This window comes from Pseudomonas entomophila (genome assembly GCF_013523125.1).
GTDB classification, from domain to species: domain Bacteria; phylum Pseudomonadota; class Gammaproteobacteria; order Pseudomonadales; family Pseudomonadaceae; genus Aquipseudomonas; species Aquipseudomonas entomophila_B.
This window is the reverse complement of sequence record NZ_JAAMQJ010000002.1, coordinates 191,214-214,726: the sequence shown is the minus strand read 5'-3', so window position 1 is coordinate 214,726 and position 23,513 is coordinate 191,214. Positions and strand designations below refer to the sequence as shown.

The 23,513-nt window shown below is 66.0% G+C and carries 23 protein-coding genes; 18 read left to right on the top strand and 5 right to left on the bottom strand.

Annotation, left to right across the window (positions count from 1 at the left end):
• Positions 1-10: 10 nt before the first annotated feature.
• The gene (gene rph, locus G7007_RS02325; RefSeq protein ID WP_060392017.1) at positions 11-733 is read right to left on the bottom strand and encodes a ribonuclease PH; all 723 of its coding nucleotides are present in this window, start codon (positions 731-733) and stop codon (positions 11-13) included.
• Between the two features lie 189 nt (positions 734-922).
• Between rph and G7007_RS02320 the strand changes: the two genes are divergently transcribed.
• The gene (locus tag G7007_RS02320; RefSeq protein ID WP_181098837.1) at positions 923-1,786 is read left to right on the top strand and encodes a YicC/YloC family endoribonuclease; all 864 of its coding nucleotides are present in this window, start codon (positions 923-925) and stop codon (positions 1,784-1,786) included.
• 12 nt (positions 1,787-1,798) lie between these two features.
• Positions 1,799-2,419: a guanylate kinase gene (gmk, locus tag G7007_RS02315; RefSeq protein ID WP_181098836.1), complete on the top strand. Its 621-nt coding sequence runs from the start codon at positions 1,799-1,801 to the stop codon at positions 2,417-2,419.
• 51 nt (positions 2,420-2,470) lie between these two features.
• On the opposite strand, the gene G7007_RS02310 is transcribed toward gmk, so the two are convergent.
• A complete protein-coding gene (locus tag G7007_RS02310; RefSeq protein ID WP_181098835.1) occupies positions 2,471-4,006 on the bottom strand; it encodes an APC family permease in 1,536 nt (511 codons plus the stop codon).
• Between the two features lie 505 nt (positions 4,007-4,511).
• Between G7007_RS02310 and G7007_RS02305 the strand changes: the two genes are divergently transcribed.
• The 5 genes from G7007_RS02305 (at position 4,512) to G7007_RS02285 (ending at position 9,200) form a co-directional block, all read left to right on the top strand.
• A complete protein-coding gene (locus G7007_RS02305) occupies positions 4,512-5,387 on the top strand; it encodes a LysR family transcriptional regulator (protein ID WP_181098834.1) in 876 nt (291 codons plus the stop codon).
• 189 nt (positions 5,388-5,576) lie between these two features.
• On the top strand, positions 5,577-5,840 hold the full coding sequence (gene rpoZ, locus G7007_RS02300; protein ID WP_181098833.1) for a DNA-directed RNA polymerase subunit omega: 264 nt from the start codon (positions 5,577-5,579) through the stop codon (positions 5,838-5,840).
• A gap of 59 nt (positions 5,841-5,899) precedes the next feature.
• The gene (gene spoT, locus G7007_RS02295) at positions 5,900-8,008 is read left to right on the top strand and encodes a bifunctional GTP diphosphokinase/guanosine-3',5'-bis pyrophosphate 3'-pyrophosphohydrolase (RefSeq protein WP_181098832.1); all 2,109 of its coding nucleotides are present in this window, start codon (positions 5,900-5,902) and stop codon (positions 8,006-8,008) included.
• A gap of 23 nt (positions 8,009-8,031) precedes the next feature.
• On the top strand, positions 8,032-8,412 hold the full coding sequence (locus G7007_RS02290; protein WP_181098831.1) for a RidA family protein: 381 nt from the start codon (positions 8,032-8,034) through the stop codon (positions 8,410-8,412).
• A 53-nt stretch (positions 8,413-8,465) separates the two neighbouring features.
• Positions 8,466-9,200, top strand: coding sequence for a hypothetical protein (locus tag G7007_RS02285; protein ID WP_181098830.1), 735 nt, complete (start codon positions 8,466-8,468; stop codon positions 9,198-9,200).
• Between the two features lie 5 nt (positions 9,201-9,205).
• Here G7007_RS02285 and G7007_RS02280 read toward each other — a convergent pair whose 3' ends face one another.
• Complete coding sequence (locus tag G7007_RS02280) at positions 9,206-10,060, bottom strand: SDR family oxidoreductase (RefSeq protein WP_181098829.1); 855 nt, start codon at positions 10,058-10,060, stop codon at positions 9,206-9,208.
• A gap of 183 nt (positions 10,061-10,243) precedes the next feature.
• Between G7007_RS02280 and exbB the strand changes: the two genes are divergently transcribed.
• The 6 genes from exbB to G7007_RS02250 all read left to right on the top strand — a co-directional run bounded on the left by exbB (position 10,244) and on the right by G7007_RS02250 (position 16,918).
• Entirely contained in the window at positions 10,244-11,194 is a 951-nt protein-coding gene (gene exbB / locus G7007_RS02275; protein WP_181098828.1) for a tonB-system energizer ExbB, read from the top strand.
• Positions 11,195-11,197: 3 nt separating this feature from the next.
• On the top strand, positions 11,198-11,626 hold the full coding sequence (gene exbD / locus G7007_RS02270) for a TonB system transport protein ExbD (RefSeq protein ID WP_060392006.1): 429 nt from the start codon (positions 11,198-11,200) through the stop codon (positions 11,624-11,626).
• The gene (locus tag G7007_RS02265) at positions 11,623-12,360 is read left to right on the top strand and encodes an energy transducer TonB (protein ID WP_181098827.1); all 738 of its coding nucleotides are present in this window, start codon (positions 11,623-11,625) and stop codon (positions 12,358-12,360) included. The genes exbD and G7007_RS02265 overlap by 4 nt, the downstream gene beginning before the upstream one ends.
• Positions 12,361-12,451: 91 nt before the next feature.
• Entirely contained in the window at positions 12,452-13,378 is a 927-nt protein-coding gene (locus G7007_RS02260) for a hydrogen peroxide-inducible genes activator (protein WP_181098826.1), read from the top strand.
• A 3-nt stretch (positions 13,379-13,381) separates the two neighbouring features.
• Entirely contained in the window at positions 13,382-15,460 is a 2,079-nt protein-coding gene (recG, locus tag G7007_RS02255; RefSeq protein ID WP_181098825.1) for an ATP-dependent DNA helicase RecG, read from the top strand.
• 69 nt (positions 15,461-15,529) lie between these two features.
• Positions 15,530-16,918, top strand: a complete 1,389-nt coding sequence (locus G7007_RS02250) for an aminoacyl-tRNA deacylase and HDOD domain-containing protein (protein ID WP_181098824.1) — start codon at positions 15,530-15,532, stop codon at positions 16,916-16,918.
• A gap of 19 nt (positions 16,919-16,937) precedes the next feature.
• Here the strand turns inward: G7007_RS02250 and G7007_RS02245 are convergent, their stop codons facing one another.
• Complete coding sequence (locus G7007_RS02245) at positions 16,938-17,312, bottom strand: helicase (RefSeq protein WP_181098823.1); 375 nt, start codon at positions 17,310-17,312, stop codon at positions 16,938-16,940.
• A gap of 115 nt (positions 17,313-17,427) precedes the next feature.
• Positions 17,428-17,796, bottom strand: a complete 369-nt coding sequence (locus tag G7007_RS02240; RefSeq protein ID WP_181098822.1) for an HU family DNA-binding protein — start codon at positions 17,794-17,796, stop codon at positions 17,428-17,430.
• A gap of 291 nt (positions 17,797-18,087) precedes the next feature.
• Here G7007_RS02240 and G7007_RS02235 point away from each other — a divergent pair, with 291 nt between their 5' ends.
• The 5 genes from G7007_RS02235 to G7007_RS02215 all read left to right on the top strand — a co-directional run bounded on the left by G7007_RS02235 (position 18,088) and on the right by G7007_RS02215 (position 23,156).
• Positions 18,088-18,645, top strand: coding sequence for a chorismate--pyruvate lyase family protein (locus G7007_RS02235; RefSeq protein ID WP_181098821.1), 558 nt, complete (start codon positions 18,088-18,090; stop codon positions 18,643-18,645).
• Positions 18,645-19,535: a 4-hydroxybenzoate octaprenyltransferase gene (gene ubiA / locus G7007_RS02230; protein WP_181098820.1), complete on the top strand. Its 891-nt coding sequence runs from the start codon at positions 18,645-18,647 to the stop codon at positions 19,533-19,535. Before G7007_RS02235 ends, ubiA begins: the two co-directional genes overlap by 1 nt.
• 96 nt (positions 19,536-19,631) lie before the next feature.
• Positions 19,632-20,321, top strand: coding sequence for a phosphate regulon transcriptional regulator PhoB (phoB, locus tag G7007_RS02225; RefSeq protein WP_181098819.1), 690 nt, complete (start codon positions 19,632-19,634; stop codon positions 20,319-20,321).
• Positions 20,322-20,392: 71 nt separating this feature from the next.
• Positions 20,393-21,703, top strand: a complete 1,311-nt coding sequence (gene phoR, locus G7007_RS02220) for a phosphate regulon sensor histidine kinase PhoR (RefSeq protein WP_181098818.1) — start codon at positions 20,393-20,395, stop codon at positions 21,701-21,703.
• 112 nt (positions 21,704-21,815) lie between these two features.
• Positions 21,816-23,156 (top strand): hemolysin family protein, encoded by a 1,341-nt coding sequence (locus G7007_RS02215; protein WP_181098817.1) that lies wholly within the window; start codon positions 21,816-21,818, stop codon positions 23,154-23,156.
• The last annotated feature ends 357 nt before the right edge of the window (positions 23,157-23,513 follow it).

Sequence of the window (23,513 nt, the reverse complement as noted above, 5' to 3'; positions counted from 1 at the left end):
CCAATCCGGCTCAGTCGGCCAGTGCCGCCTTCTGCTGTTCGAACAGCTCACCCATGCCCTGCTGCGCCAGCGCCAGCATCGCGTTGAGTTCTTCCGGCTGGAACGGCGCGCCTTCGGCAGTCCCCTGAACCTCGATGAACCCACCGGCGCTGGTCATGACCACGTTCAGGTCAGTCTCGGCCGAGGAATCCTCCAGGTAGTCCAGGTCGAGCACGGCCTCGCCCTTGTACATGCCCACCGACACGGCGGCGATCATGTGCTTGAGCGGATCGCCGCCCTTGAGACCGCCACGCTTCTTGATCACGCGCAGGGCATCGACCAGCGCCACCATCGCACCGGTGATGGACGCGGTGCGGGTGCCGCCGTCGGCCTGGATGACGTCGCAGTCGACGTACAGCGTGACATCGCCCAGCTTGCTCATGTCCAGCGCAGCGCGCAGGGAGCGGCCGATCAGGCGCTGGATTTCCAGGGTGCGCCCGCCTTGCTTGCCACGGCTGGCCTCGCGTTGGTTACGCTCGCCAGTGGAGCGCGGCAGCATGCCGTACTCGGCAGTCAGCCAGCCCTGGCCCTGGCCTTTGAGGAAGCGTGGGACACCATTCTCGACGCTGACCGTGCAGACGACTTTGGTGTCGCCGAACTCGACCAGTACCGACCCCTCGGCGTGCTTGGTGTAGTTGCGGGTGATGCGGATCGGGCGAAGCTGATCGGCGGCGCGACCACTAGGACGTTTCATGCGGGATACCTGTACCGGGATGTAGATCTGCCGGACAGTATAAAGACGCCTGCCCCTCGAAGACACGCCTATCGTCGCGACGGGCGCGACCGGACGCCCGCCGCATTGGGCGCCCAGGCCGCACTAGGCTACAATCACGCGCTTTGCCGCCGCCAAGGCGCATCCATTTCGATACGCGAGGTACACCCCATGGTGCACAGCATGACCGCCTTTGCCCGCGCCGAACACGCGGGCGACCAGGGCACCCTGGTGTGGGAGCTGCGCTCGGTCAACCACCGCTACCTCGAGCCGCACCTGCGTTTGCCCGAAGCCCTGCGCGACCTGGAAGGCGCAGTCCGCGAGGTCCTGCGCCAGGGCGTTTCGCGGGGCAAGATCGAATGCACCCTGCGCTTCAACGAAGACAGCGCCGGCAGACCCTTGCAGGTCGACCGCACACGCGCCGCGCAGCTGGTGGCTGCCGCCGAAACCGTGGCCAGCCTGATCCAGCAGCCCGCCGCGCTCAACCCACTGGAAGTGCTGGCCTGGCCCGGCGTCCTGGTCGCCGACGCCAGTGATCCCCAGGCGCTCAACGCCCAGGCCATGACGCTGTTCGAACAGACGCTGACCGAGCTCAAGGCGGGCCGCGCCCGCGAAGGCGCCGAATTGGCGCGACTGATCGACGAGCGGCTCGACGCCATGAGCGAGGAAGTCGCCACCCTGCGGGCATTGGTGCCGCAGATGCTGGCCCTGCAGCGGCAGAAGCTGCTGGACCGCTTCGCCGACCTGCGCGCCGAGCTGGACCCGCAACGCCTGGAACAGGAGATGGTCATGCTGGCCCAGAAGAGCGACGTGGCCGAAGAGCTCGATCGCCTGGGCACGCACGTGGCCGAGGTCCGCCGGGTGCTCGCCTCCGGCGGCGCCACGGGCCGGCGCCTGGACTTCCTGATGCAGGAACTCAACCGCGAAGCCAACACGCTCGGCTCCAAGGCGTTCGACCCCCGCAGCACGCAGGCGGCGGTCAACCTCAAGGTGCTGATCGAACAAATGCGCGAACAAGTACAGAACATCGAGTAGGTCATTCCCACCATGAACCCCACCTGCGGCACCCTCTACATCGTCTCGGCGCCTTCCGGCGCCGGCAAGACCAGCCTGGTCAAGGCCCTGACCGATGCCGACCCGGCCATCAAGGTCTCGGTCTCGCACACCACCCGGAGCATGCGCCCGGGCGAACAGCACGGCGTGAACTATCACTTCGTGCCTCATGCCGAGTTCCATGCCCTGATCGAGCAGGACGACTTTCTCGAACATGCCGAGGTGTTCGGCAACTTCTACGGCACCTCGCGCACGGCCTTGCAGCAGACCCTGGACCAGGGCCACGACCTGATCCTGGAAATCGACTGGCAAGGGGCTCAGCAAGTCCGCGCACTGATGCCTGACGCACGCTCGGTGTTCATCCTGCCGCCCAGCCAGCAGGCCCTGCGTCAGCGCCTGAACAACCGTGGCCAGGACAGCGACGCGATCATCGAAGGGCGCATGCGCGAAGCCGTCAGCGAGATGCAGCACTACGCCGAGTACGACTACCTCATCATCAACGATGACTTCGCCGTCGCGTTGGAAGACCTCAAGGCCGTGTTCCGCGCCAACCGCCTGCACCGGGCGGCCCAGCAACAGCGCCATCAGGCCCTGCTCGACCAGCTGCTGGCCTGAGTCGCCTTCGACCCGGAGCCGCGCAAGGCGGCCCTGGGTCGGACCTGACCGTCAGTCCGGCACGTGCAACGCCACCTGCCGGTTCAGCGTGGTGCCGAGGAAGTAGGCCGGTGCCCGCAGCCGCGCCAGCAGCATCAGCCCGATGCCCAGCAGCGAAATGATCAGCGCGATCACGAACACCAGCCCCAGCCCACCGACGTGCGAGCCGCTGCCGAACTCGGGCGAGGCGCTGTCGATCGCCGTGCGCACGAAAATCACCGACAGGATCGCGCCGCCCAGCAGCGGGCAGATACCCCGCATCAGCAAATTGCGCAGGCTGGCGAACAGGCTGTGGCGGAAGTACCAGACGCAGGCGAAGGCGGTCAGCGAGTAGTAGAAGCAGATCATCATGCCCAAGGCGGTGATGGTATCGGCCAGCACGTTTTCGCTGAGCGTGCGCATGGTCACGTAGAACACCCCCGCGGCGATGCCGGCGCAGATGGTCGCATAGCGTGGCGTCTGCGACTGCGGGCAGACGCGGGCGAAGCGCCGTGGCACCGCGCCGTAGTACCCCATGGCCAACAGCGTCCGGGCCGGCGAGACGAAGGTCGATTGCAGCGACGCAGCCGTGCTGGCGAGCACCGCGATGGACATCAGGATCGCCAGCGGCCCCATGACCGGACCGGCCAGGTGGGCGAACACGTTTTCCTGGATGCGGGGGTTGCCGAGCCCGAGGCCGGCCTCGCCGATGCCGGCGAACTGCAGCGTGGCGATGCCGGTGAGCAGGTACAGGCCCAGGATCAGCAGCACCGTCCAGGTCGCCGCCTTGCCGGGCACCTCCTCGCTGCCGACCGATTCCTCGCTGACGGTCAGGCATACGTCCCAGCCCCAGAAGATGAAGATCGACAGCGACAACCCGGCGGCGAAGGCCGAGAACGACCCGACCGCGAACGGGTTGAACCAGTCGACATCGAACGCCAGGGGGGCCGGCGCAGTGGTCTCGCCGAAGGCGGCGAAGGCGAACCCGATCAACACCAGCAGTTGCAGCGCCACCAGGCCGTACTGCACGGTCATGGTGGTGCCCATGCCCCGGCAGCAGATCCACACGGCCAGGGCGATGAACACACAACAGGTGGTGACGTTGATCAACAGGTTGTCGCTCAGCGCGACCACCGCCTCGCTGCCGGTGATCTGTCCCAGAAAGAGATAGAAGAAATCCACCGCGACCCCGGCCAGGTTGGACAGCACGATGGTGGTGGCGGTCACCAGGCCCCAACCACCGATCCAGCCGATCATCGGGCCGAAGGCGCGAGCCGACCAGGTGAACGAGGTACCGCTGTCCGGCTCGGCGGCATTGAGCTCGCGGTAGCCCAGGGCGACCAGCAGCATGGGCAGGAAGCCGACGATGAACACCGCCGGCAGGTGGGCGCCGACTTCGCGCACGGTCGGGCCGAGGGCGCCGGTCAAGGTGTAGACCGGCGCGATGGTCGAGATGCCCAGCACGATGCTCGCCAGCAGGCCCAGGCGACCTTTGGCCAGGCCTTTGCCCGACGTGTTCGAAAGGGTAGGCGCGTCGGGGGGCTGACGGGTTTCGCTGTATTCATTCATGGATATCTGCCGTCGCTGTTGGAATTGTTGTGAAGGTCGTGCTCGAAACCACCACGTCACGTGGCGCCTGTTCGGGCACAGGCTGCCGGCCCGAGATCACAGGGTCGGTGGACACGGGCCAGGCGAGATGCGCCAGACGCTCGGTAGGATGGCCAGGGGGCTGAAAGGTGCATCAGGGTGAGGGGCCCGTCGAGTCGAAACGGCCATTGTAGAGCGGTGACGAGCGCTGTGAAGACGAACCGGCGAGCGGCAGGCGCAAGCAGGGTAGGACAGGGAGGTGGCGCAGGTGGAGACCGGCATGGCGTTACATCCTCTGCTGACCGGACGACGACCTCGAGCGGGACGTGCCAGGGCGGAAAGCGGGCGACTTATTGTTCTGGACCCTCGCGCCGGACACGGCCCGTGAAGCGAGGTGCTGGTCCCGTTTGCCAAGCGGGCATCGATTCACTATAAAATGGCCCTCATGCAACAGACATTGGCGTTTTGGCAATCAGAGCGTGCACCTATGCAATATCAGATCTCCCATGCCGACCTCACGCTCGTGCTCGCCCTGGAACGCGGTCGCTCCCTGGCCAAGGCCGCCGAGCTGCTCAAGGTCGATGTCTCCACCGTGTTTCGCTCCATCCGTCGCCTGGAGTCGGCGCTGGGCACGGCGCTGTTCGTCAAGAGTCGCAAGGGTTACCTGCCCACCGACACCGCGCAGGCGCTGGCCGAACAGGCCGAGCGCGCCGAACAGGCGCTCGAGGCCGCTCGCATCGCCCTGACCTGTGGCGAGCAGGTCGTCAGCGGCACGGTGCGCCTGACCTGCACCGAAGCCGTGCTGCACAGCCTTCTGCTGCCGGCACTGGCCGACTTCATGCCGGGTTATCCTGCCCTGTCGCTGGAGCTGAGCACCTCCAACACCTTCGCCAACCTCAGCCGCCGTGATGCCGACATCGCCCTGCGCCTGACCAACACGCCTCCGGAGCACCTGGTCGGTCGCTGCCTGGGGTCGACGTCCTACGTCATCTGCGGGCGTCCCGAATGGCGCGAGCGCCTGGCCGAGGCGCCCACCGCAGTACCCTGGATCGCACTCGACGATGCGATGCAGGATCACCCGACGGCCCTCTGGCGCAATCGGCACTACCCCGACCTGATGCCCCGCTATCAATGCAGCGGCATGTCGACCCTGGCGCAGCTGGCCAGCAAAGGCCTGGGCGTCACGGCGCTCGCCGACTACATGGTGCGTGACCTGCCGGGGGTCGAGGCATTGAGCGACCCTCTGCCCGGCTGCGACACGCAGCTGTGGCTGCTGACCCGTCCCGACTGCCGGGCGCTGCGCTCGGTGCAGACGCTGTTCGAGGAGTTGGCGCCCCGTCTGCGCGATGCCTTGCTGCGCTGACGCCTCGTGCGGGCTGTGCAAGCGGCGCTGCACGCGGTATCGTCCGACCCGACGCGCACGTCTTGCACCTTCCGCCTGGCGGCAGGCTGCAAAACAGGCCTTCCCTATTGGCTGGTGATTTTTTAAACTACCGAGTCCGCTCGCCCATTCTGGGCTGCCTGCCTATCGCATCTGCTACTGAGGAAGACCATGGCCCGCGTAACTGTTGAAGACTGTCTGGAACACGTGGATAACCGCTTCGAGCTGGTCATGCTGTCCACCAAGCGTGCCCGTCAGCTGGCCACCGGCGGCAAGGAGCCACGCGTGGCGTGGGAAAACGACAAGCCGACCGTCGTCGCCCTGCGCGAGATCGCCGAAGGCATCGTCACCCCCGAGTTCATCGCGGCCGAAGAAATCGTCACTGAAGATCCCGTCTTCGCGGCATTCGAGGACGAGTCCAACGAGGCCATCTGAATCATGCCCGGTCGACATCGCGCGGCGCCAGGTCACCTTGTCCGGCAGGAGGTCCACTCGTGCCGAGCATAGAAGCCCTCGCCGATCGGCTGTCGTCCTACCTGGGCCCGGAGCAGGTCAACCTGGTCCGGCGTGCCTATTTCTACGCCGAGCAGGCGCACGACGGCCAGCGTCGCCGTAGCGGCGAGCCGTATGTGACCCACCCGCTGGCGGTGGCCAACATCCTCGCCGACATGCACATGGACCATCAGAGCCTGATGGCGGCCATGCTGCACGACGTGATCGAAGACACCGGCATCGCCAAGGAAGCGCTCAGCCAGCAGTTCGGCGAAACCGTCGCGGAACTGGTCGATGGGGTCAGCAAGCTGACCCAGATGAACTTCGAGACCAAGGCCGAAGCCCAGGCCGAGAACTTCCAGAAGATGGCCATGGCCATGGCGCGCGACATTCGCGTGATCCTGGTCAAGCTGGCCGACCGCCTGCACAACATGCGCACGCTGGAAGTGCTGTCCGGGGAAAAACGCCGGCGCATCGCCAAGGAAACCCTCGAGATCTACGCGCCCATCGCCAACCGGCTGGGCATGCACACCGTGCGCGTGGAATTCGAGGACCTCGGCTTCAAGGCCATGCACCCCATGCGCTCGGAACGCATCCACCAGGCGGTCAAGCGCGCCCGCGGCAACCGCAAGGAGCTGGTGGGCAAGATCGAGCAGTCGCTGGTCCACTGCCTGGCGGTCGATGGCATCGACGGTGAGGTCAGCGGCCGCCAGAAGCACCTCTATGGCATCTACAAGAAGATGCGCGGCAAGCGTCGTGCCTTCAACGAGATCATGGACGTGTATGCCTTCAGGATCGTCGTCGACAAGGTGGACACCTGCTACCGTGTGCTCGGTGCCGTCCACAACCTGTACAAGCCGTTGCCGGGACGCTTCAAGGACTACATCGCCATCCCCAAGGCCAACGGCTACCAGTCGCTGCACACGACGTTGTTCGGCATGCATGGCGTGCCCATCGAGATCCAGATCCGCACGCGCGAGATGGAAGAGATGGCCAACAACGGCATCGCCGCCCACTGGCTGTACAAGTCCAATGGCGAGGAGCAGCCCAAGGGCAGTCATGCGCGCGCCCGTCAGTGGGTCAAAGGCGTGCTGGAGCTGCAGCAGCGGGCCGGCAACTCCCTGGAATTCATCGAAAGCGTGAAGATCGACCTGTTCCCGGACGAGGTCTACGTCTTCACCCCCAAGGGCCGCATCATGGAGCTGCCCAAGGGCTCCACGGCCGTCGACTTCGCCTACGCGGTGCACACCGACGTCGGCAACAGTTGCATCGCCTGCCGCATCAACCGCCGCCTGGCCCCGCTCTCGGAGCCGCTGCAAAGCGGCTCGACGGTGGAGATCGTCAGCGCGCCCGGTGCTCGGCCGAACCCGGCCTGGCTCAACTTCGTGGTCACCGGCAAGGCGCGCACGCACATTCGTCATGCGCTCAAGCTGCAGCGCCGCTCCGAATCGATCAACCTGGGCGAGCGCCTGCTCAACAAGGTGCTGACCGGCTTCGACAGCGGCCTCGAGCAGATTCCCGTGGAGCGCGTCCAATCGATCCTCGACGAGTACCGTCTGGAGTTGATCGAGGACCTGCTCGAGGACATCGGCCTGGGCAACCGCATGGCCTATGTCGTGGCACGTCGCCTGCTGTCGACCGAGGGCGAGCAGCTTCCGACACCGGAAGGCCCGCTCGCCATCCGCGGCACCGAAGGCCTGGTGATGAGCTATGCCAAGTGCTGCACGCCGATCCCGGGCGACCCCATCGTCGGCCACCTGTCGGCGGGCAAGGGGATGGTGGTGCACCTGGAGAACTGCCGGAACATCAGCGAAATCCGTCACAACCCGGAAAAATGCGTCCAGCTGTCCTGGGCCAAGGACGTTACCGGCGAATTCAACGTCGAGCTTCGAGTGGAACTGGAGCACCAGCGTGGCTTGATCGCCCTGCTGGCCAGCAGTGTGAACGCTGCCGACGGCAACATCGAGAAGATCAGCATGGACGAACGCGACGGTCGAGTCAGCGTGGTCCAGCTGGTGGTCAGCGTGCGTGACCGCGTGCACCTGGCGCGCGTGATCAAGAAGCTGCGTACCCTGCTCGGTGTGGTCCGGATCACTCGCCTGCGCGCGTAGCCCGTCAACAACAAGGAGTCACCATGACCAAGACCGTCATCAACAGCGACAAGGCCCCAGCCGCCATCGGCACTTATTCCCAGGCCATCAAGGCGGGCAATACCGTGTACATGTCCGGCCAGATCCCGCTCGACCCCGCGACCATGGAGCTGGTCGAAGGCTTCGAGGCACAGACCGTGCAGGTCTTCGAGAACCTCAAGTCCGTCGCCGAAGCCGCAGGCGGTTCCTTCAAGGACATCGTCAAGCTCAACATCTTCCTGACCGACCTCGGCCACTTCGCCACGGTCAACGAAGTCATGGGTCGCTATTTCCAGCAGCCCTACCCTGCCCGCGCCGCCATCGGCGTCGCCGCGCTGCCGAAAGGCGCCCAGGTCGAAATGGACGCCATCCTGGTCCTGGAATGACGCTCCCTGCGGCAGGCCCCGGTGCCTGTCGCTCTCCCCGGAAGAGATCCCTCATGCAACGTGCAGTGCTTATCTCACTGGCTGCCCTGGTACTGGGCGGCTGCGCAAGCCATGCGCCGGAAGACTACAACGGCACCTGGCTCAACCAGAATGCGATCGATGCGGCCGCCAAGGGCGTCAACCTGCGCAAGGCGTTGGCCGGCAACGGCCCGATCTTCGAATGGAGGATCGACATGAATCGCCGCCAGGCCAGCTACAGCAACGGCTTCGAAGTGGCCGAGGGGCGCCTGGAGGCCGATGACGCGACATGGCGGGTCGTCTTCGAGAACGGCCAGACCGAACGGCTCGACCTGAACGGTGACGAATTGGTGCAGGCCGGGCACGACCAGGCCCCGCGCCTGAACTTCGAGCGCGCGACCACCCCTGCTTCCGCCGAAGCACCGGTGGGCGCCAGCTTCGAGAAGGCACTCTATGCCGCCTACCTGGGCGGCGAATGGCAGATCGTCGAAGGCCCCGGCAAAGGCGCGCAGGTGCGCTTCCACGACGACGGCAAGGTCGAAGGCCTGCCGCAGCTCGACCGTTACGCGCTGTGCCTGGCAGGCGACTGCACGGCGCTCAGCGGCGAACACGACAGCCTGTGGCTCGAGCGCGATCAGCGCGGTGGCCCGTGGATCTTCAAACGCGATGGCGATGAGCTGGAAATCTTCCAGGCGCTCGACAACGCACCGGCCGGCCAGATGCCGAACCTGACACCCGGGCCACGCCAGTGGTTGCTGGAGCGCGACTGATCAGGTCATGACGAGGCCAGGAGGGCGCCGTAGCCCTCCTGGTAACTCGGGTAGGCAGGTGCCCAGCCCAATGCCTTGGCCCGCGCATTGCTGCACCGCTTGCTGCCTGTACGCCGCACGCGCTCCTGGTCGGACCATTCGGTGACCCCCAACTGCTGACGCAACCAGCCCACCACCTCGGCCAGCGGTGCCGGTGCATCGTCCACGCCCAGGTACAGCGTCTGCAACGGTACGCCTTGCATGTCGGCCTGCAGCAGAAAGTCCAGCAGCCCGGCCGCATCCTCGACATGAATGCGGTTGCCGTAGAGCGGCGGGGTTTCGGTCACCCGGTAGCCTTGACGCACTTGGCCGAGCAACCACTGGCGCCCCGGTCCATAAAGCCCGGTCAGGCGTACCACGGTCACCGGCAGGCCACTGTCCAGGGCCAATCGCTCGGCCTCCAGCATCAGGCGCCCTGAATACCCCTGCGGTTCGGTGGGCGACGTTTCATCGACCCACTCGCCGGCCTGCTGACCATACACGCTGCTGCTCGATACGAACAGCAACCGCCGGGGCCGCTGCCCATGGGCCCGAAGCCAGTCGAGTACATGGCGCAGACCATCGATATAGGCGGCGCGATAGCCGGCCTCGTCATGCTGGCTTGCCGCCACGCAGTAGACCAGACAGTCCGGCGTCTGCCGCGGCCAGGCCTCAGGACACGCCGGCTCGTGCAGGTCGGCGGCGATCGGCTGCACCCCTTCGGGCAACCCTTCGACGTGGCGGCGCAGCCCGCTGACCTGCCAGCCCTGGGCGAGCAATCGTTTGGCCAAGCGGCCGCCCACGTCGCCGCAGCCCACGATCATTGCGTAACGTTTGGACATCATTGCCTCTCCCCTGCTTGGCCTTCGAACCGCCATGCGCCTGCAAAAGCGGGCCGTTCGTAAAAAAAAGATACTCTATTGCTTCTGCTAACAAGAATTAATTGCAATAATGCCGATCTGCCTGTTCTCGGTCTTCCTCAGGCCTCGAGGACATCACCTTCATCTTCATCAGGTCCGGCCAGCATGACACGTATTCAACCCTCCGCTTCGCCAACCACCTCGCGCGCCTGGCGCGCCATTGCCGCGCTGATGTTCAGCCTGGCACTGGCCCCGGCGGCCCTGGCAGACGAGCCGGCCACGCAGCCGGCCACTTCCACGGCGACGGCGCCTGCCGCCGCAGCACCGAACGCGACGCCGAATACGCCTGCCGTGACTCCGGCGCCCGCCGACGCCGACGACACCCAGGCCCTGGTCGAGGATACCAGCCTCGGCATGGCGCACGACCTGTCGCCCTGGGGCATGTACAAGAATGCCGACATCGTGGTCAAGGCGGTCATGATCGGCCTGGCCATCGCGTCGATCATCACCTGGACCATCTGGATCGCCAAAGGCTTCGAGCTGCTCGGGGCCAAGCGCCGCCTGCGCGGTGAAATCGCCACGCTGAAGCGCTCCGCTACCCTGCGCGAAGCCAGCGAGTCGAGCCAGAAGGAAGGCACCCTGGCCCATACCCTGGTGCACGATGCGCTCGAAGAGATGCGCCTGTCGGCCAACGCCCGCGAGAAGGAAGGCATCAAGGAACGTGTCAGCTTCCGCCTGGAGCGCCTGGTCGCGGCCAGCGGTCGCAACATGAGCAACGGCACCGGCGTGCTCGCCACCATCGGTTCCACCGCCCCCTTCGTCGGCCTGTTCGGCACCGTCTGGGGCATCATGAACAGCTTCATCGGCATCGCCAAAACCCAGACCACCAACCTGGCCGTGGTCGCGCCCGGCATCGCCGAAGCCCTGCTGGCCACGGCCCTGGGCCTGGTCGCCGCCATCCCGGCGGTGGTCATCTACAACGTCTTCGCACGCTCCATCGCCGGCTACAAGGCGCAGGTCTCCGACGCCTCGGCCCAGGTCCTGCTGCTGGTCAGCCGCGATCTGGATCATCAGGGCAGCGACCGCGCCGCCCCCCACATGGTGAAAGTGGGGTAAGCCATGGGCCTGCATCTCAACGAAGGCGGCGACGACCTCGCCGAGAACCACGAAATCAACGTCACGCCGTTCATCGACGTGATGCTGGTGCTGCTGATCATCTTCATGGTCGCCGCGCCCCTGGCCACCGTCGACATCAAGGTGGACCTGCCGGCCTCGACCGCCAAGCCGGCACCCAGGCCGGAGAAGCCGGTGTTCGTCAGCGTCAAGGCCGACCAGAAGCTGTACGTCGGCGATGACCTGGTCGCGCAACCGGGCCAGCTCGGTGCGATGCTCGACGCCCGCACCAAGGGCGACAAAGAGACCACGATCTTCTTCCAGGCCGACAAGGGGGTCGACTACGGCGACCTGATGGAGGTGATGAACACCATGCGCGCGGCGGGCTACCTGAAGGTCGGCCTGGTCGGACTAGAGACGGCAGCCAAGAAATGACCAAGAAGCGGCATAACCTGGCACGCTACAGTGGCAGCCTGGCGCTCGTGCTTGGCCTGCATGCCGCTGCGGTGCTGCTGGCCATGAACTGGACCAAGCCACAGGTCATCGAGCTGCCTCCGGCGGCCATGATGGTCCAGATGGCTCCCCTGCCGGAACCGGCGCCCCCTCCGCCGCCGAAGGCCGCCCCGCAGCCGCCGACGCCCGTGGAGGAGCCTCCGCTGCCCAAGGTCGCGGAAGCGCCCAAGCCCAAGATCGCCATTCCCAAGCCGCCCAAGCCTCAACCCAAGCCCAAGCCACAGCCGCCCAAGCCTGAGAAGAAGCCCGAGCCGCCCCAAGAAAAGCCGCCGACCGAACACGTGGCCGAAACACCGCCGACCACGACGCCGCCGAAGCCTTCGGCCGCCCCGGCACCGAGTGTCGCGTCCAACAGCAAGGCCCTGCCGACCTGGCAGAGCGACCTGTTGCGTCATCTGGCCAAGTACAAGCGCTACCCCGAGGATGCGCGCCGTCGCGGCCTGCAGGGCATCAACCGCCTGCGCTTCACGGTCGATGCCGACGGCAGGATCCTGTCCTACACGCTGGCAGATGGATCGGGCAGCGCCGCCCTGGATCGGGCCACGCTGGAAATGATCAGGCGCGCGCAACCGGTGCCCAAGCCGCCCAAGGAAGTGCTCAACAACGGCAGCATCGAGGTGGTCGCGCCGTTCGTGTACTCTCTGGACCGTCGCTGAAGGCGATCCTGTCACGAAAACGCACGTCTGATAGCGTGCGTCCATCGAGTGCAGCCGCTATGCTGGGGCCGCAACTTCATGGACGCACGTTATGACCCTCACAGAACTCCGCTACATCGTCACGCTCGCCCAGGAGCAACACTTCGGCCATGCCGCCGAACGGTGCCACGTCAGCCAGCCGACCTTGTCGGTAGGCGTGAAGAAGCTCGAGGACGAGCTGGGCGTGCTGATCTTCGAGCGCAGCAAGAGCGCGGTCCGCCTGACGCCGGTCGGCGAAAACATCGTGGCCCAGGCCCAGAAGGTCCTCGAGCAGGCCCAGGGCATCCGCGAGCTGGCCCAGGCCGGCAAGAACCAGCTGACCGCCCCGCTCAAGGTCGGCGCCATCTACACCGTGGGCCCTTACCTCTTCCCGCACCTGATCCCGCAGCTGCACCGGGTCGCCCCGCAGATGCCGCTGTACATCGAAGAGAACTTCACCCACGTGTTGCGCGAAAAGCTGCGCAACGGCGAACTCGACGCGGTGATCATCGCCTTGCCGTTCAACGAGTCCGACGTGCTGACCATGCCGCTCTATGACGAGCCGTTCTATGCCTTGATGCCCAGCAATCATCCCTGGACCGCCAAGAAGAGCATCGACGCGGCGGCGCTCAACGACAAGAGTCTGTTGCTGCTGGGCGAAGGTCACTGCTTCCGTGACCAGGTCCTGGAGGCCTGCCCGACCCTGACCAAAGGCGGCGAAGGGTCGCGCCACACCACCGTGGAGTCCAGCTCCCTGGAAACCATCCGGCACATGGTCGCGTCGGGCCTGGGCATTTCGATCCTGCCGCTGTCGGCCGTGCACAGCCACCACTATGCGCCCGGCGTCATCGAGGTCCGTCCCTTGACCGCGCCGTCGCCCTTCCGCACCGTGGCCATCGCCTGGCGTGCCAGCTTCCCACGGCCGAAGGCCATCGAGATCCTCGCCGACTCGATCCGTCTGTGTTCGGTCGCCAAGCCGCCCATGGATCAGTCGGCCTGAACCATGAATGAGCTGTCGAAGGTGCCGGTGACCGCGCTCAAGGGGGTGGGCGAGGCCATGGCGCAGAAACTCGCCAAGGTCGGCCTGGAAAACCTCCAGGACCTGCTGTTCCACCTGCCCTTGCGCTACCAGGACCGTACCCGGGTGGTGCCGATCGGCGCCCTGCGCCCAGGCCAGGATGCGGTGGTGGAAGGCGTGGTCAGTGGCGCCGACGTGGTGATGGGCAAGCGCCGCAGCCTGGTGGTGCGCATGGGCGACGGCAGCGGCGTGCTGAGTCTGCGCTTCTACCATTTCAGCCACGCACAGCGCGAAGGCCTCAAGCGTGGCACGCACCTGCGCTGCTACGGCGAGGTCCGCCCGGGCGCGTCAGGCCTCGAGATCTATCACCCTGAATACCGCGCGCTCAACGGTGACGAGCCCGCGCCGGCGGTCGAGCAGACGCTGACACCGATCTACCCGACCACCGAAGGGCTGACCCAGCAACGACTGCGCGCGCTGTGCCAGCAGAGCCTGGCGCAGCTCGGCCCGAGCAGCCTGCCGGACTGGATACCCGACGAGTTGGCTCGTGACTACCAGCTGGCGCCGCTGGACGAGGCCATCCGCTACCTGCACAACCCACCGGCGGATGCGGACGTCGACGAGCTGGCCGAAGGGCAGCACTGGGCACAGCATCGCCTGGCGTTCGAAGAACTGCTGACGCACCAGCTGTCCCAGCAGCGCGTGCGCGAGAGCCTGCGCACCCTGCGCGCGCCGGTGCTGCCGAAAGCCAGCCGTCTGCCTGCGCGCTACCTGGCCAACCTGGGCTTTCAACCCACCGGCGCCCAGCAGCGCGTGGGCAACGAGATCGCCTACGACCTCAGCCAGGGCGAACCGATGATGCGGCTGGTGCAGGGCGACGTCGGTGCCGGCAAGACCGTGGTGGCGGCCCTGGCGGCGTTGCAGGCGCTCGAAGCGGGCTACCAGGTCGCGCTGATGGCGCCGACCGAGATCCTCGCCGAGCAGCATTTCATCACCTTCAAGCGCTGGCTCGAACCCTTGGGTATCGAGGTCGCCTGGCTGGCGGGCAAGCTCAAGGGCAAGGCCAGGGTCAGTGCCCTGGAGCAGATCGCCAATGGCGCCCCCATGGTGGTCGGTACCCACGCGCTGTTCCAGGACGAAGTGAAGTTCAGGCACCTGGCCCTGGCGATCATCGACGAGCAGCATCGCTTCGGCGTGCAGCAGCGCCTGGCCCTGCGCCAGAAAGGTGTGGGCGGCGAGTTGTGCCCGCACCAGCTGATCATGACCGCCACGCCGATTCCGCGGACCCTGGCCATGAGCGCCTACGCCGACCTGGACACTTCGGTGCTCGACGAGCTGCCGCCGGGGCGGACCCCGGTGAACACCGTGCTGGTCGCCGACAGCCGGCGCTTCGAAGTGGTGGAGCGGGTGCGCGCCGCCTGTGCCGAGGGTCGTCAGGCCTATTGGGTCTGCACCCTGATCGAGGAATCCGAGGAACTGACCTGCCAGGCGGCCGAGAGCACCTATGAAGACCTGGGCAGTGCCCTGGGCGAGCTGAGCGTCGGCTTGATCCATGGCCGCATGAAGCCGGCCGAGAAGGCGGCGGTCATGGCCGAGTTCAAGGCCGGAAACCTGCAGCTGCTGGTCGCCACCACGGTCATCGAGGTCGGGGTCGACGTACCCAACGCCAGCCTGATGATCATCGAGAACCCCGAGCGGCTGGGCCTGGCCCAGCTGCACCAGCTGCGCGGTCGCGTGGGCCGGGGCAGTGCGGTCAGCCACTGCGTGCTGCTGTATCATCCACCGTTGTCGCAGATCGGCCGGGAACGCCTGGGGATCATGCGCGAAACCAACGACGGCTTCGTGATCGCCGAGAAGGACCTCGAACTGCGCGGTCCCGGCGAGATGCTCGGTACACGCCAGACCGGCTTGCTACAGTTCAAGGTAGCCGACCTGATGCGCGATGCCGACCTGTTGCCGGCGGTGCGCGACGCGGCCCAGGCATTGCTGGCCCGCTGGCCGCAGCATGTCAGCCCCCTGCTCGACCGTTGGTTGCGCCATGGCCAGCAATATGGCCAAGTGTGACCTGCTTCACCTGGAACCGTCCGTTGTTCAGGACCGTCGATATTTCGCGTTTAACACTGGGTCGCCATCATGACTGAAGTTGCTCTGGAAACCACCCCCACTCGCGCACCGTCCGTGATCTGTCGCTTGCTCGACAAGCTGGGCGCTACCTATCGCGAAGTGCCAGACCAGCCCGATCATGTGCCGGCCCGCAAGGTCCAGGCCGTGCTGCTGGATGACGAAGTGGGCGCCTTGATGGTGCTGTTCCCGTGCAGCCATCTGCTGGACCTCAAGCGCCTGACCGAGCTGACGGGCCGTACGCTGACCGCCGTGCCGGTCGCACGGCTGCGGCAGATGCTCGACAAGCATGGTCTCAAGGCCTTGCCGGCGATCCCGGCCCTGACCAGCTCGCCGTGCCTGTACGAACAGAGCCTGCTGGACACCGATTCGCTGCTGATCCAGTCCGGGGAGACCGGAGTGCTGCTGGAGCTGACGCTGACCGAGTTCAAGCGTCTGCTGACCAAGGCCAGCGCCGGCAGCTTCGCCGAGCCCGTGCGCAACATCCACCTCAAGCTCGACCGCCAGGACGACTCCAAGGAGATCAGCCGAGCGGTCCAGGCCTTCACGGCGCGGCGCATCCAGCAGCGGCTCGAGCAGACCATCGAGATCCCGCCGCTGCCCGACTCGGCGCAGAAGATCATCAAGCTGCGCGTGGACCCCGATGCCAGCATCGACGACATCACCCGCGTGGTGGAAACCGACCCGGCCCTGGCGGCCCAGGTGGTCAGCTGGGCCGCCTCGCCCTACTACGCGTTTCCCGGCAAGATCCGTTCGGTGGAGGACGCCATCGGCCGGGTGCTGGGCTTCGACCTGGTGATCAACCTGGCGCTGGGGCTGGCCCTGGGCAAGACCCTGAGCCTGCCCAAGGATCATCCGCAGCACGACACGCCCTACTGGCAGCAGTCGATCTACACCGCGGCCGTGATCGAAGGCCTGACCCGGGCCATGCCCCGGGCCGAGCGCCCCGAGGGCGGGCTGACCTACCTGGGTGGTCTGCTGCACAACTTCGGCTACCTGCTCTTGGCCCACGTCTTCCCGCCCCACTTTTCGCTGATCTGCCGTCACCTGGAGGTCAACCCGCATTTGAGCCACCCCTACATCGAGCAGCACTTGCTGGGCATCACCCGCGAGCAGATGGGCGCCTGGTTGCTGGGGCTGTGGGACATGCCCGAGGAACTGGCCACGGCCCTGCGCTTCCAGCACGACGCCAGCTATGCAGGCGAGCATGCCGCCTTCGCGAACCTGATCTGCCTGGCGACACGTCTGCTGCGTGCCCGTGGCATCGGCAGCGGCCCCGAGCTGGAGATTCCCGATGCCCTGCTCGACCGTCTGCACCTGACACGCCAGAAGGCCGAAGAGGTCGTGGGTCGGATCCTGGATGCCGAAGCCCTGCTGCGCGAACTGGCCTCGCAGTTCTGAACGCGGCGCCTCGACGGCCTCAGGCCGGACGGGGCGTGCGCAGGTGCTTCATCAGGCCTTGGAACCACATGACCAGGGCCGGGTTGCCCTTGATCTGAATCCCCTTGTCCTGGATACCCTGCATGAAGGCCAGCTGCTTGTTCTTGGCCTGCAAGGTCGCGTAGCCATACGGCGCATCCTTGAAGGCGATGGTGAAGGCCGGCTGGGGGTGCAGGCCAGCCCGGCTGGTGACACGCAGATCCTTGACGATGAAGTGCCGTGCGACACGCCCATCGAGCGTCTGCATCTGGAACACCAGGTCCTTGTCCTGCAACTGCTTGCGAAAGGCCGGATTACGGCGACTGGCCCGGGCCATGAGCAGGCCCATGGCCCACAGGAGAACGCGAAACTTCATCGTGACATCTCGAAAACGAACGTGCCCGGCAGTCTATCGGCTCGTTCGCCGAATGCCAGTCGGGCCGGGTGCCCTGAGCACGGACCGATCATTGCCCTCTCAGCGCAAGAAACCCTCAACGCGCGCGCTTGGCCGCGCCGGACGTCTTGGAGGACGACGCCGGGGCCTTGGGCGTGGCGGCCTTGGGTGCTTTGGTCGATGGGGTAGCGGTGTCGTCGTGGAGCAGGTCCCGGAACGCCTTGCCAGGCTTGAAGGCCACCGTGTTGCTGGCCTTGATCTGCAGGGCCTCGCCTGTCTGTGGGTTCTTGCCGTTGCGGGCGCCCCGGTGACGCTTTTCGAAGGTGCCGAAGCCCACCAGGGTCACGCTCTGGCTGTCGACCGCCTGCGTGATGGTGTCCAATATCGCGTTGAGCACCTCGTTGGCCTTGTCCTTGTTCAGGCCGGTTTCTTCCGAGATGACGGTAGCGAGCTGTGGTTTGCGCATGGTAGAGCCTCTTTGACGGGAATTCTTTTTGTTATGCCGTGCGGTGCGTTGGACGCGGTGCCCAAGGGTACGACGCGGCTTCCAGGCTGAGACAGACGCGGTTGAGAATGGCACGCCGCCGTAATGCACGCCAGTCCCTCTCGTCAATCAGGCGGACAGGTGGCACTTCTGCCCTGCGTCGGGGCGGATTGAGGCGATTTGGCCCAGCGTTCGCGGGCTGCGCCGTGCAGAAGCCGTCTTTCAATCATGCTAAGCTCGCCGCTTCTCCAGCCGGTGACAGCCCTCGACAACGTGCCCTACGAACCCTCGCAAGCCGTCGCTGCCGCGTGGCAGCCCTACGCCCAGGTAGCTCCCGAAATCGATCCGCCGACCCTCGACTGGCTGTTCGACCAGGGCTCGCTCACGCGACGCCTGACCGTGCTGTCCCAGGACTGCTTCGATGTCGTCCCGCTCTTCGAAGGCTGGCAGGCGCTGCGGGAGGACGAATGCGCGGCATTGGGCCTGGCACCGGGTGAGCAAGGCTGGGCACGCGAGGTGTACCTGAGGGGTCGAGGGCAGCCCTGGGTCTTCGCCCGCAGCGTCGCCTCGCGTCGCGCCCTGGTCGAGGGGGGGCTCGACTTGCAGCACCTGGGCACACGCTCGCTGGGCGAGTTGCTGTTCTGCGACCAGGCCTTCACCCGCCATCCCATCGAAGTCTGTCGCTACCCCCAGGCCTGGCTGCCTGAGCCCGCCCAAGGTCCGGCGCACTGGGGGCGCCGCTCGCGCTTCGCGCGCGACGGGCTGCAGCTGCTGGTCGCCGAGGTCTTTCTCCCTGCCTTCTGGCACGTCGCGCTCGAGGACACGAACTGATGTACCTGCAGATGCTCAAGTCGCTCAACCGCCTCCACCCGCGTGCCTGGGACTTCATCCAGCTCAGCCGCATGGACCGACCGATCGGTATCTACCTGCTGCTGTGGCCGACGCTGACGGCGGTCTGGATCGCCGGAAACGGCAGCCCGACCCTGGCCAACGTGCTGATCTTCGCGCTCGGCGTGGTGCTGATGCGTGCCGCCGGCTGCGCCATCAACGATTTCGCCGACCGCAAGGTGGACGGCCACGTCAAGCGCACTGCCGACCGCCCCCTGGCCAGTGGGCGCATCAAGGGCCGCGAGGCCCTGACACTGTTCGCCGTGCTGGTAGGCGCAAGCTTCCTGCTGGTGCTGTGCACCAACGCTCCGACCGTGGGCCTGTCGTTCGGGGCCGTGGCCCTGGCCTTCTGCTACCCGTTCATGAAGCGGTACACCCATTACCCGCAGGTGGTGCTGGGTGCGGCGTACTCCTGGGGCATTCCCATGGCCTTCATGGCCGCCAACGAATCGCTGCCGGCCAGCGCCTGGTGGCTGTACCTGGCCAACCTGCTGTGGACCGTGGGCTACGACACCTACTACGCCATGGTCGACCGCGACGATGACCTCAAGATCGGGGTCAAGTCGACGGCGATCCTCTTCGGCGCGGCCGACCGGCAGATCATCCTGGGCCTGCAGCTGGCGTCGCTGGTCTGCCTGCTCCTGGCCGGCAGGGCGTTCGGCCTGGGCGGTGGGTTTCATCTGGGGCTGCTGGGTGCGGCCCTGTGCTTCGCCTGGGAGTACCGCTCGACCCGCACGCGGGACCGGACGGCGTGCTTCAAGGCGTTCCTGCACAATCACTGGGCGGGCTTGCTGGTGTTCCTCGGCGTCATGCTCGATTACGCGATACGCTGAGGCGGGTATCCGGAGGCGACTCGGCAGTTGTCACACAGCTGCAATAATTCCGTTATCTAATGCGGGCCAAGAGATCGTTTCCAGGAGAGGTTGAGCATGGTTGGCAGGAACATTCTGATCGTCGACGACGAAGCGCCCATTCGCGAGATGATCGCCGTGGCGCTGGAGATGGCCGGCTACGACTGCCTGGAAGCCGAGAACACGCAGCAGGCCCATGCGATCATCGTCGACCGCAAGCCGGACCTGATTCTGCTCGACTGGATGCTGCCCGGCACTTCGGGGATCGAGCTGGCACGGCGCCTCAAGCGCGACGAACTGACCGGCGACATCCCGATCATCATGCTCACCGCCAAGGGCGAGGAAGACAACAAGATCCAGGGCCTCGAAGTCGGCGCCGACGACTACATCACCAAGCCGTTCTCGCCCCGTGAACTGGTGGCGCGCCTGAAGGCCGTGCTGCGCCGGGCGGGCCCCAGCGATGGCGAGGCGCCCATCGAGGTCGGTGGCCTGCTGCTCGACCCGATCAGCCACCGCGTGACCATCGACGGACGCCCTGCCGAGATGGGCCCGACCGAGTACCGCCTGCTGCAGTTCTTCATGACCCACCAGGAACGCGCCTACACCCGGGGCCAATTGCTCGACCAGGTCTGGGGCGGCAACGTCTATGTCGAGGAGCGCACGGTCGACGTGCACATCCGGCGCCTGCGCAAGGCCTTGGGCGAAGCCTACGAAAACCTGGTGCAGACCGTGCGCGGCACGGGGTATCGTTTTTCCACCAAATGCTAGGCTGACCGTCCCGCCAGCGGCGTGCGACCGGTTCGTCGCGCCGCCCTCCCCCTGTTCCGAAGGACCGGCAATTGAACCAGAATTGCTACACCATCCTGAGTCGCCACCTGATCCTGCTGGTCTCGCTGTGCCTGGTCGCCGGGCTGGTCAGCGGTCACTATGGCTGGAGCCTGGCCATCGGCCTGGCGCTCTACCTGGCCTGGACCCTCAAGCAGCTGCTGCGCCTGCACGACTGGTTGCGCAACCACCAGCCCGACGAGGCACCGCCCGATGGCTATGGCCTGTGGGGCGAGGTGTTCGACAGCATCTACCACCTGCAGCGTCGCGATCAGCGCGTTCGTGGCCGTCTGCAAGCGGTCATCGACCGGGTCCAGGAGTCGACGGCCGCCCTGCGCGACGCGGTGATCATGCTCGACAGCGAAGGCAACCTGGAGTGGTGGAACCGCGCCGCCGAAACCCTGCTCGGCCTGAAGACGCCGCAGGACGGCGGGCAGCCCGTGACCAACCTGGTCCGCCATCCGCGGTTCAAGGAATACTTCGAGCAGGGGAACTACCTCGAACCGCTGGAGATTCCCTCGCCGGTGAACGATCACCTGCGTGTCCAGCTGCACATCACCCGCTATGGCAACAACGAGCACCTGATGCTGGTGCGCGACGTGACCCGCATCCACCAGCTCGAGCAGATGCGCAAGGATTTCGTCGCCAACGTGTCCCATGAGCTGCGCACGCCGTTGACCGTCATCACGGGGTATGTGGAAACCCTGCTGGACAATGTGGAGGGCATCAACCCCCGCTGGACGCGCGCCCTGCAGCAGATGCACCAGCAGAGTGAGCGCATGCAGACCCTGCTCAACGACCTGCTGCTGTTGGCCAAGCTCGAAGCCACCGACTACCCGTCCGAAAGCCAGCCGGTCAGTGTCGAGCCCCTGTTGCGCTCGATCCAGGGCGATGCCACGGCGCTGTCCGGGGAACGCGGTCAGCAGATCACCCTCGACGCCGAACCAGGGGTGCACCTGAAGGGCAGCGAGGCAGAGTTGCGCAGCGCGTTCTCCAACCTGATCTTCAATGCCGTCAAGTACACGCGCGACGGCGGGCAGATCCGCATTCGCTGGTGGCGCGATGCCCAGGGCGCGCACCTGAGCGTGCAGGACACCGGCATCGGCATCGACGCCAAGCACCTGCCCCGCCTGACCGAGCGGTTCTACCGGGTCGACTCGAGCCGTGCGTCGAACACCGGCGGTACGGGTCTGGGCCTGGCCATCGTCAAGCACGTGCTGCTGCGTCACCGGGGGCGCCTGGAGATCACCAGCGTGATGGGGCATGGCAGCACGTTCACCTGCCACTTCCCGCTGAACCAGGTGTTGTCGGCGACGTCTGTCTGAGGGCAGCCCTTTGCATTTGGGCCTCCAGCCGCTACATTGGCTGTCTCGCGGTGGCACACGCCACCGGTTGCCCTTTCTTTCCCTGACACGACGGACCCCGTAAAACCCCATCATGGACCCTTCCCCTGGTATCAGCTTCACCTCCCTGTTCGCCGATTTCGGCATGATCCTTTTCGCGCTGTTCCTGGTCCTGCTCAACGGCTTCTTCGTCGCCGCCGAGTTCGCCATGGTCAAGCTGCGCGCCACGCGCGTGGAGTCGATCGCCGAGCAGCACGGCTGGCGCGGTAACATCCTGCGCAAGGTTCACCACCAGCTCGACGCCTATCTGTCGGCCTGCCAGCTGGGTATCACCCTGGCGTCCCTGGGCCTTGGCTGGGTCGGTGAGCCGGCCTTCGCGCACCTGCTCGAACCGCTGTTGGCCGCCGCCGGGGTGGACACACCGGAACTGATCAAGGCCATCTCGTTCTTCGTCGCCTTCTTCGTGATTTCCTACCTGCACATCGTGGTCGGCGAGCTGGCACCCAAGTCCTGGGCCATCCGCAAACCCGAGCTGTTGTCGCTGTGGACGGCAGTGCCGCTGTACCTGTTCTACTGGCTGATGTACCCGGCCATCTACCTGCTCAACGCCAGCGCCAACGGCATCCTGCGCATCGCCGGCCAGGGCGAGCCCGGGCCGCACCACGAGCATCACTACAGCCGTGAAGAACTCAAGCTGATCCTGCATTCCAGTCGTGGCCAGGACCCCAGCGACCAGGGCATGCGCGTGCTGGCCTCGGCCGTGGAGATGGGCGAGCTGGAGGTGGTCGACTGGGCCAACTCCCGCGAAGACATGATCAGCCTCGACGCCAAGGCGCCGCTCAAGGAGATCCTGTCGATGTTCCGTCGGCACAAGTTCAGCCGCTACCCGGTCTACGATGCCGAGAAAGGCGAGTTCACCGGCCTGCTGCACATCAAGGACCTGCTGCTCGAACTGGCCGACCTGGCCCACCTGCCGGAGACCATCGACCTGGAAGACCTGGCACGCCCGCTGGAGCGCGTCTCGCGGCACATGCCGCTGTCGCAGTTGCTGGAACAGTTCCGCAAGGGTGGCGCGCACTTCGTGCTGGTCGAGGAAGCCGATGGCAAGGTCATCGGTTACCTGACCATGGAAGACGTGCTCGAGGTGCTGGTCGGCGACATCCAGGACGAACACCGCAAGACCGAGCGCGGGATCCTCGCCTACCAGCCCGGCAAGCTGCTGGTGCGGGGTGATACGCCACTGTTCAAGGTCGAGCGTCTGCTGGGCGTGGACCTGGACCACATCGAGGCCGAGACCCTGGCAGGCCTGGTGTACGAGACGCTCAAGCGCGTGCCGGAAGAAGAAGAGGTGCTGGAGGTCGAAGGCCTGCGCATCATCATCAAAAAGATGAAAGGGCCGAAGATCGTGCTGGCGAAGGTGGTCTTGCTGGACTGATCGCAGGTCCCGCCGTGTCCTCATTCTGGGGGCGCGAGACGGGTCTGGTCAGTGTGACTGCGGGGGTCACACGGTTCGGCCTGCATCGCTGCCCTGCCGGATCGACGTACGCCCTTTGCGAGAGCGGGCCTGCCCGCGATGAAGGCGGTGACGGACCGGACGCTATCGCGGGCAAGCCTGCTCCCACAGGATGCTTACAGCTTGCTTGCTCGGCAGGCTGCATGGATCTGGGTGGGAGGCTTGCTTCCTCGGCAGGCTGCATAGGTCTGGGTGGGAGCTGGCTTGCCAGCGATAGGGCCCGACCAGGCGCCGCCTGCATCGCGGGCAAGCCTGCTCCCACAGGAGACCGCGACAGCC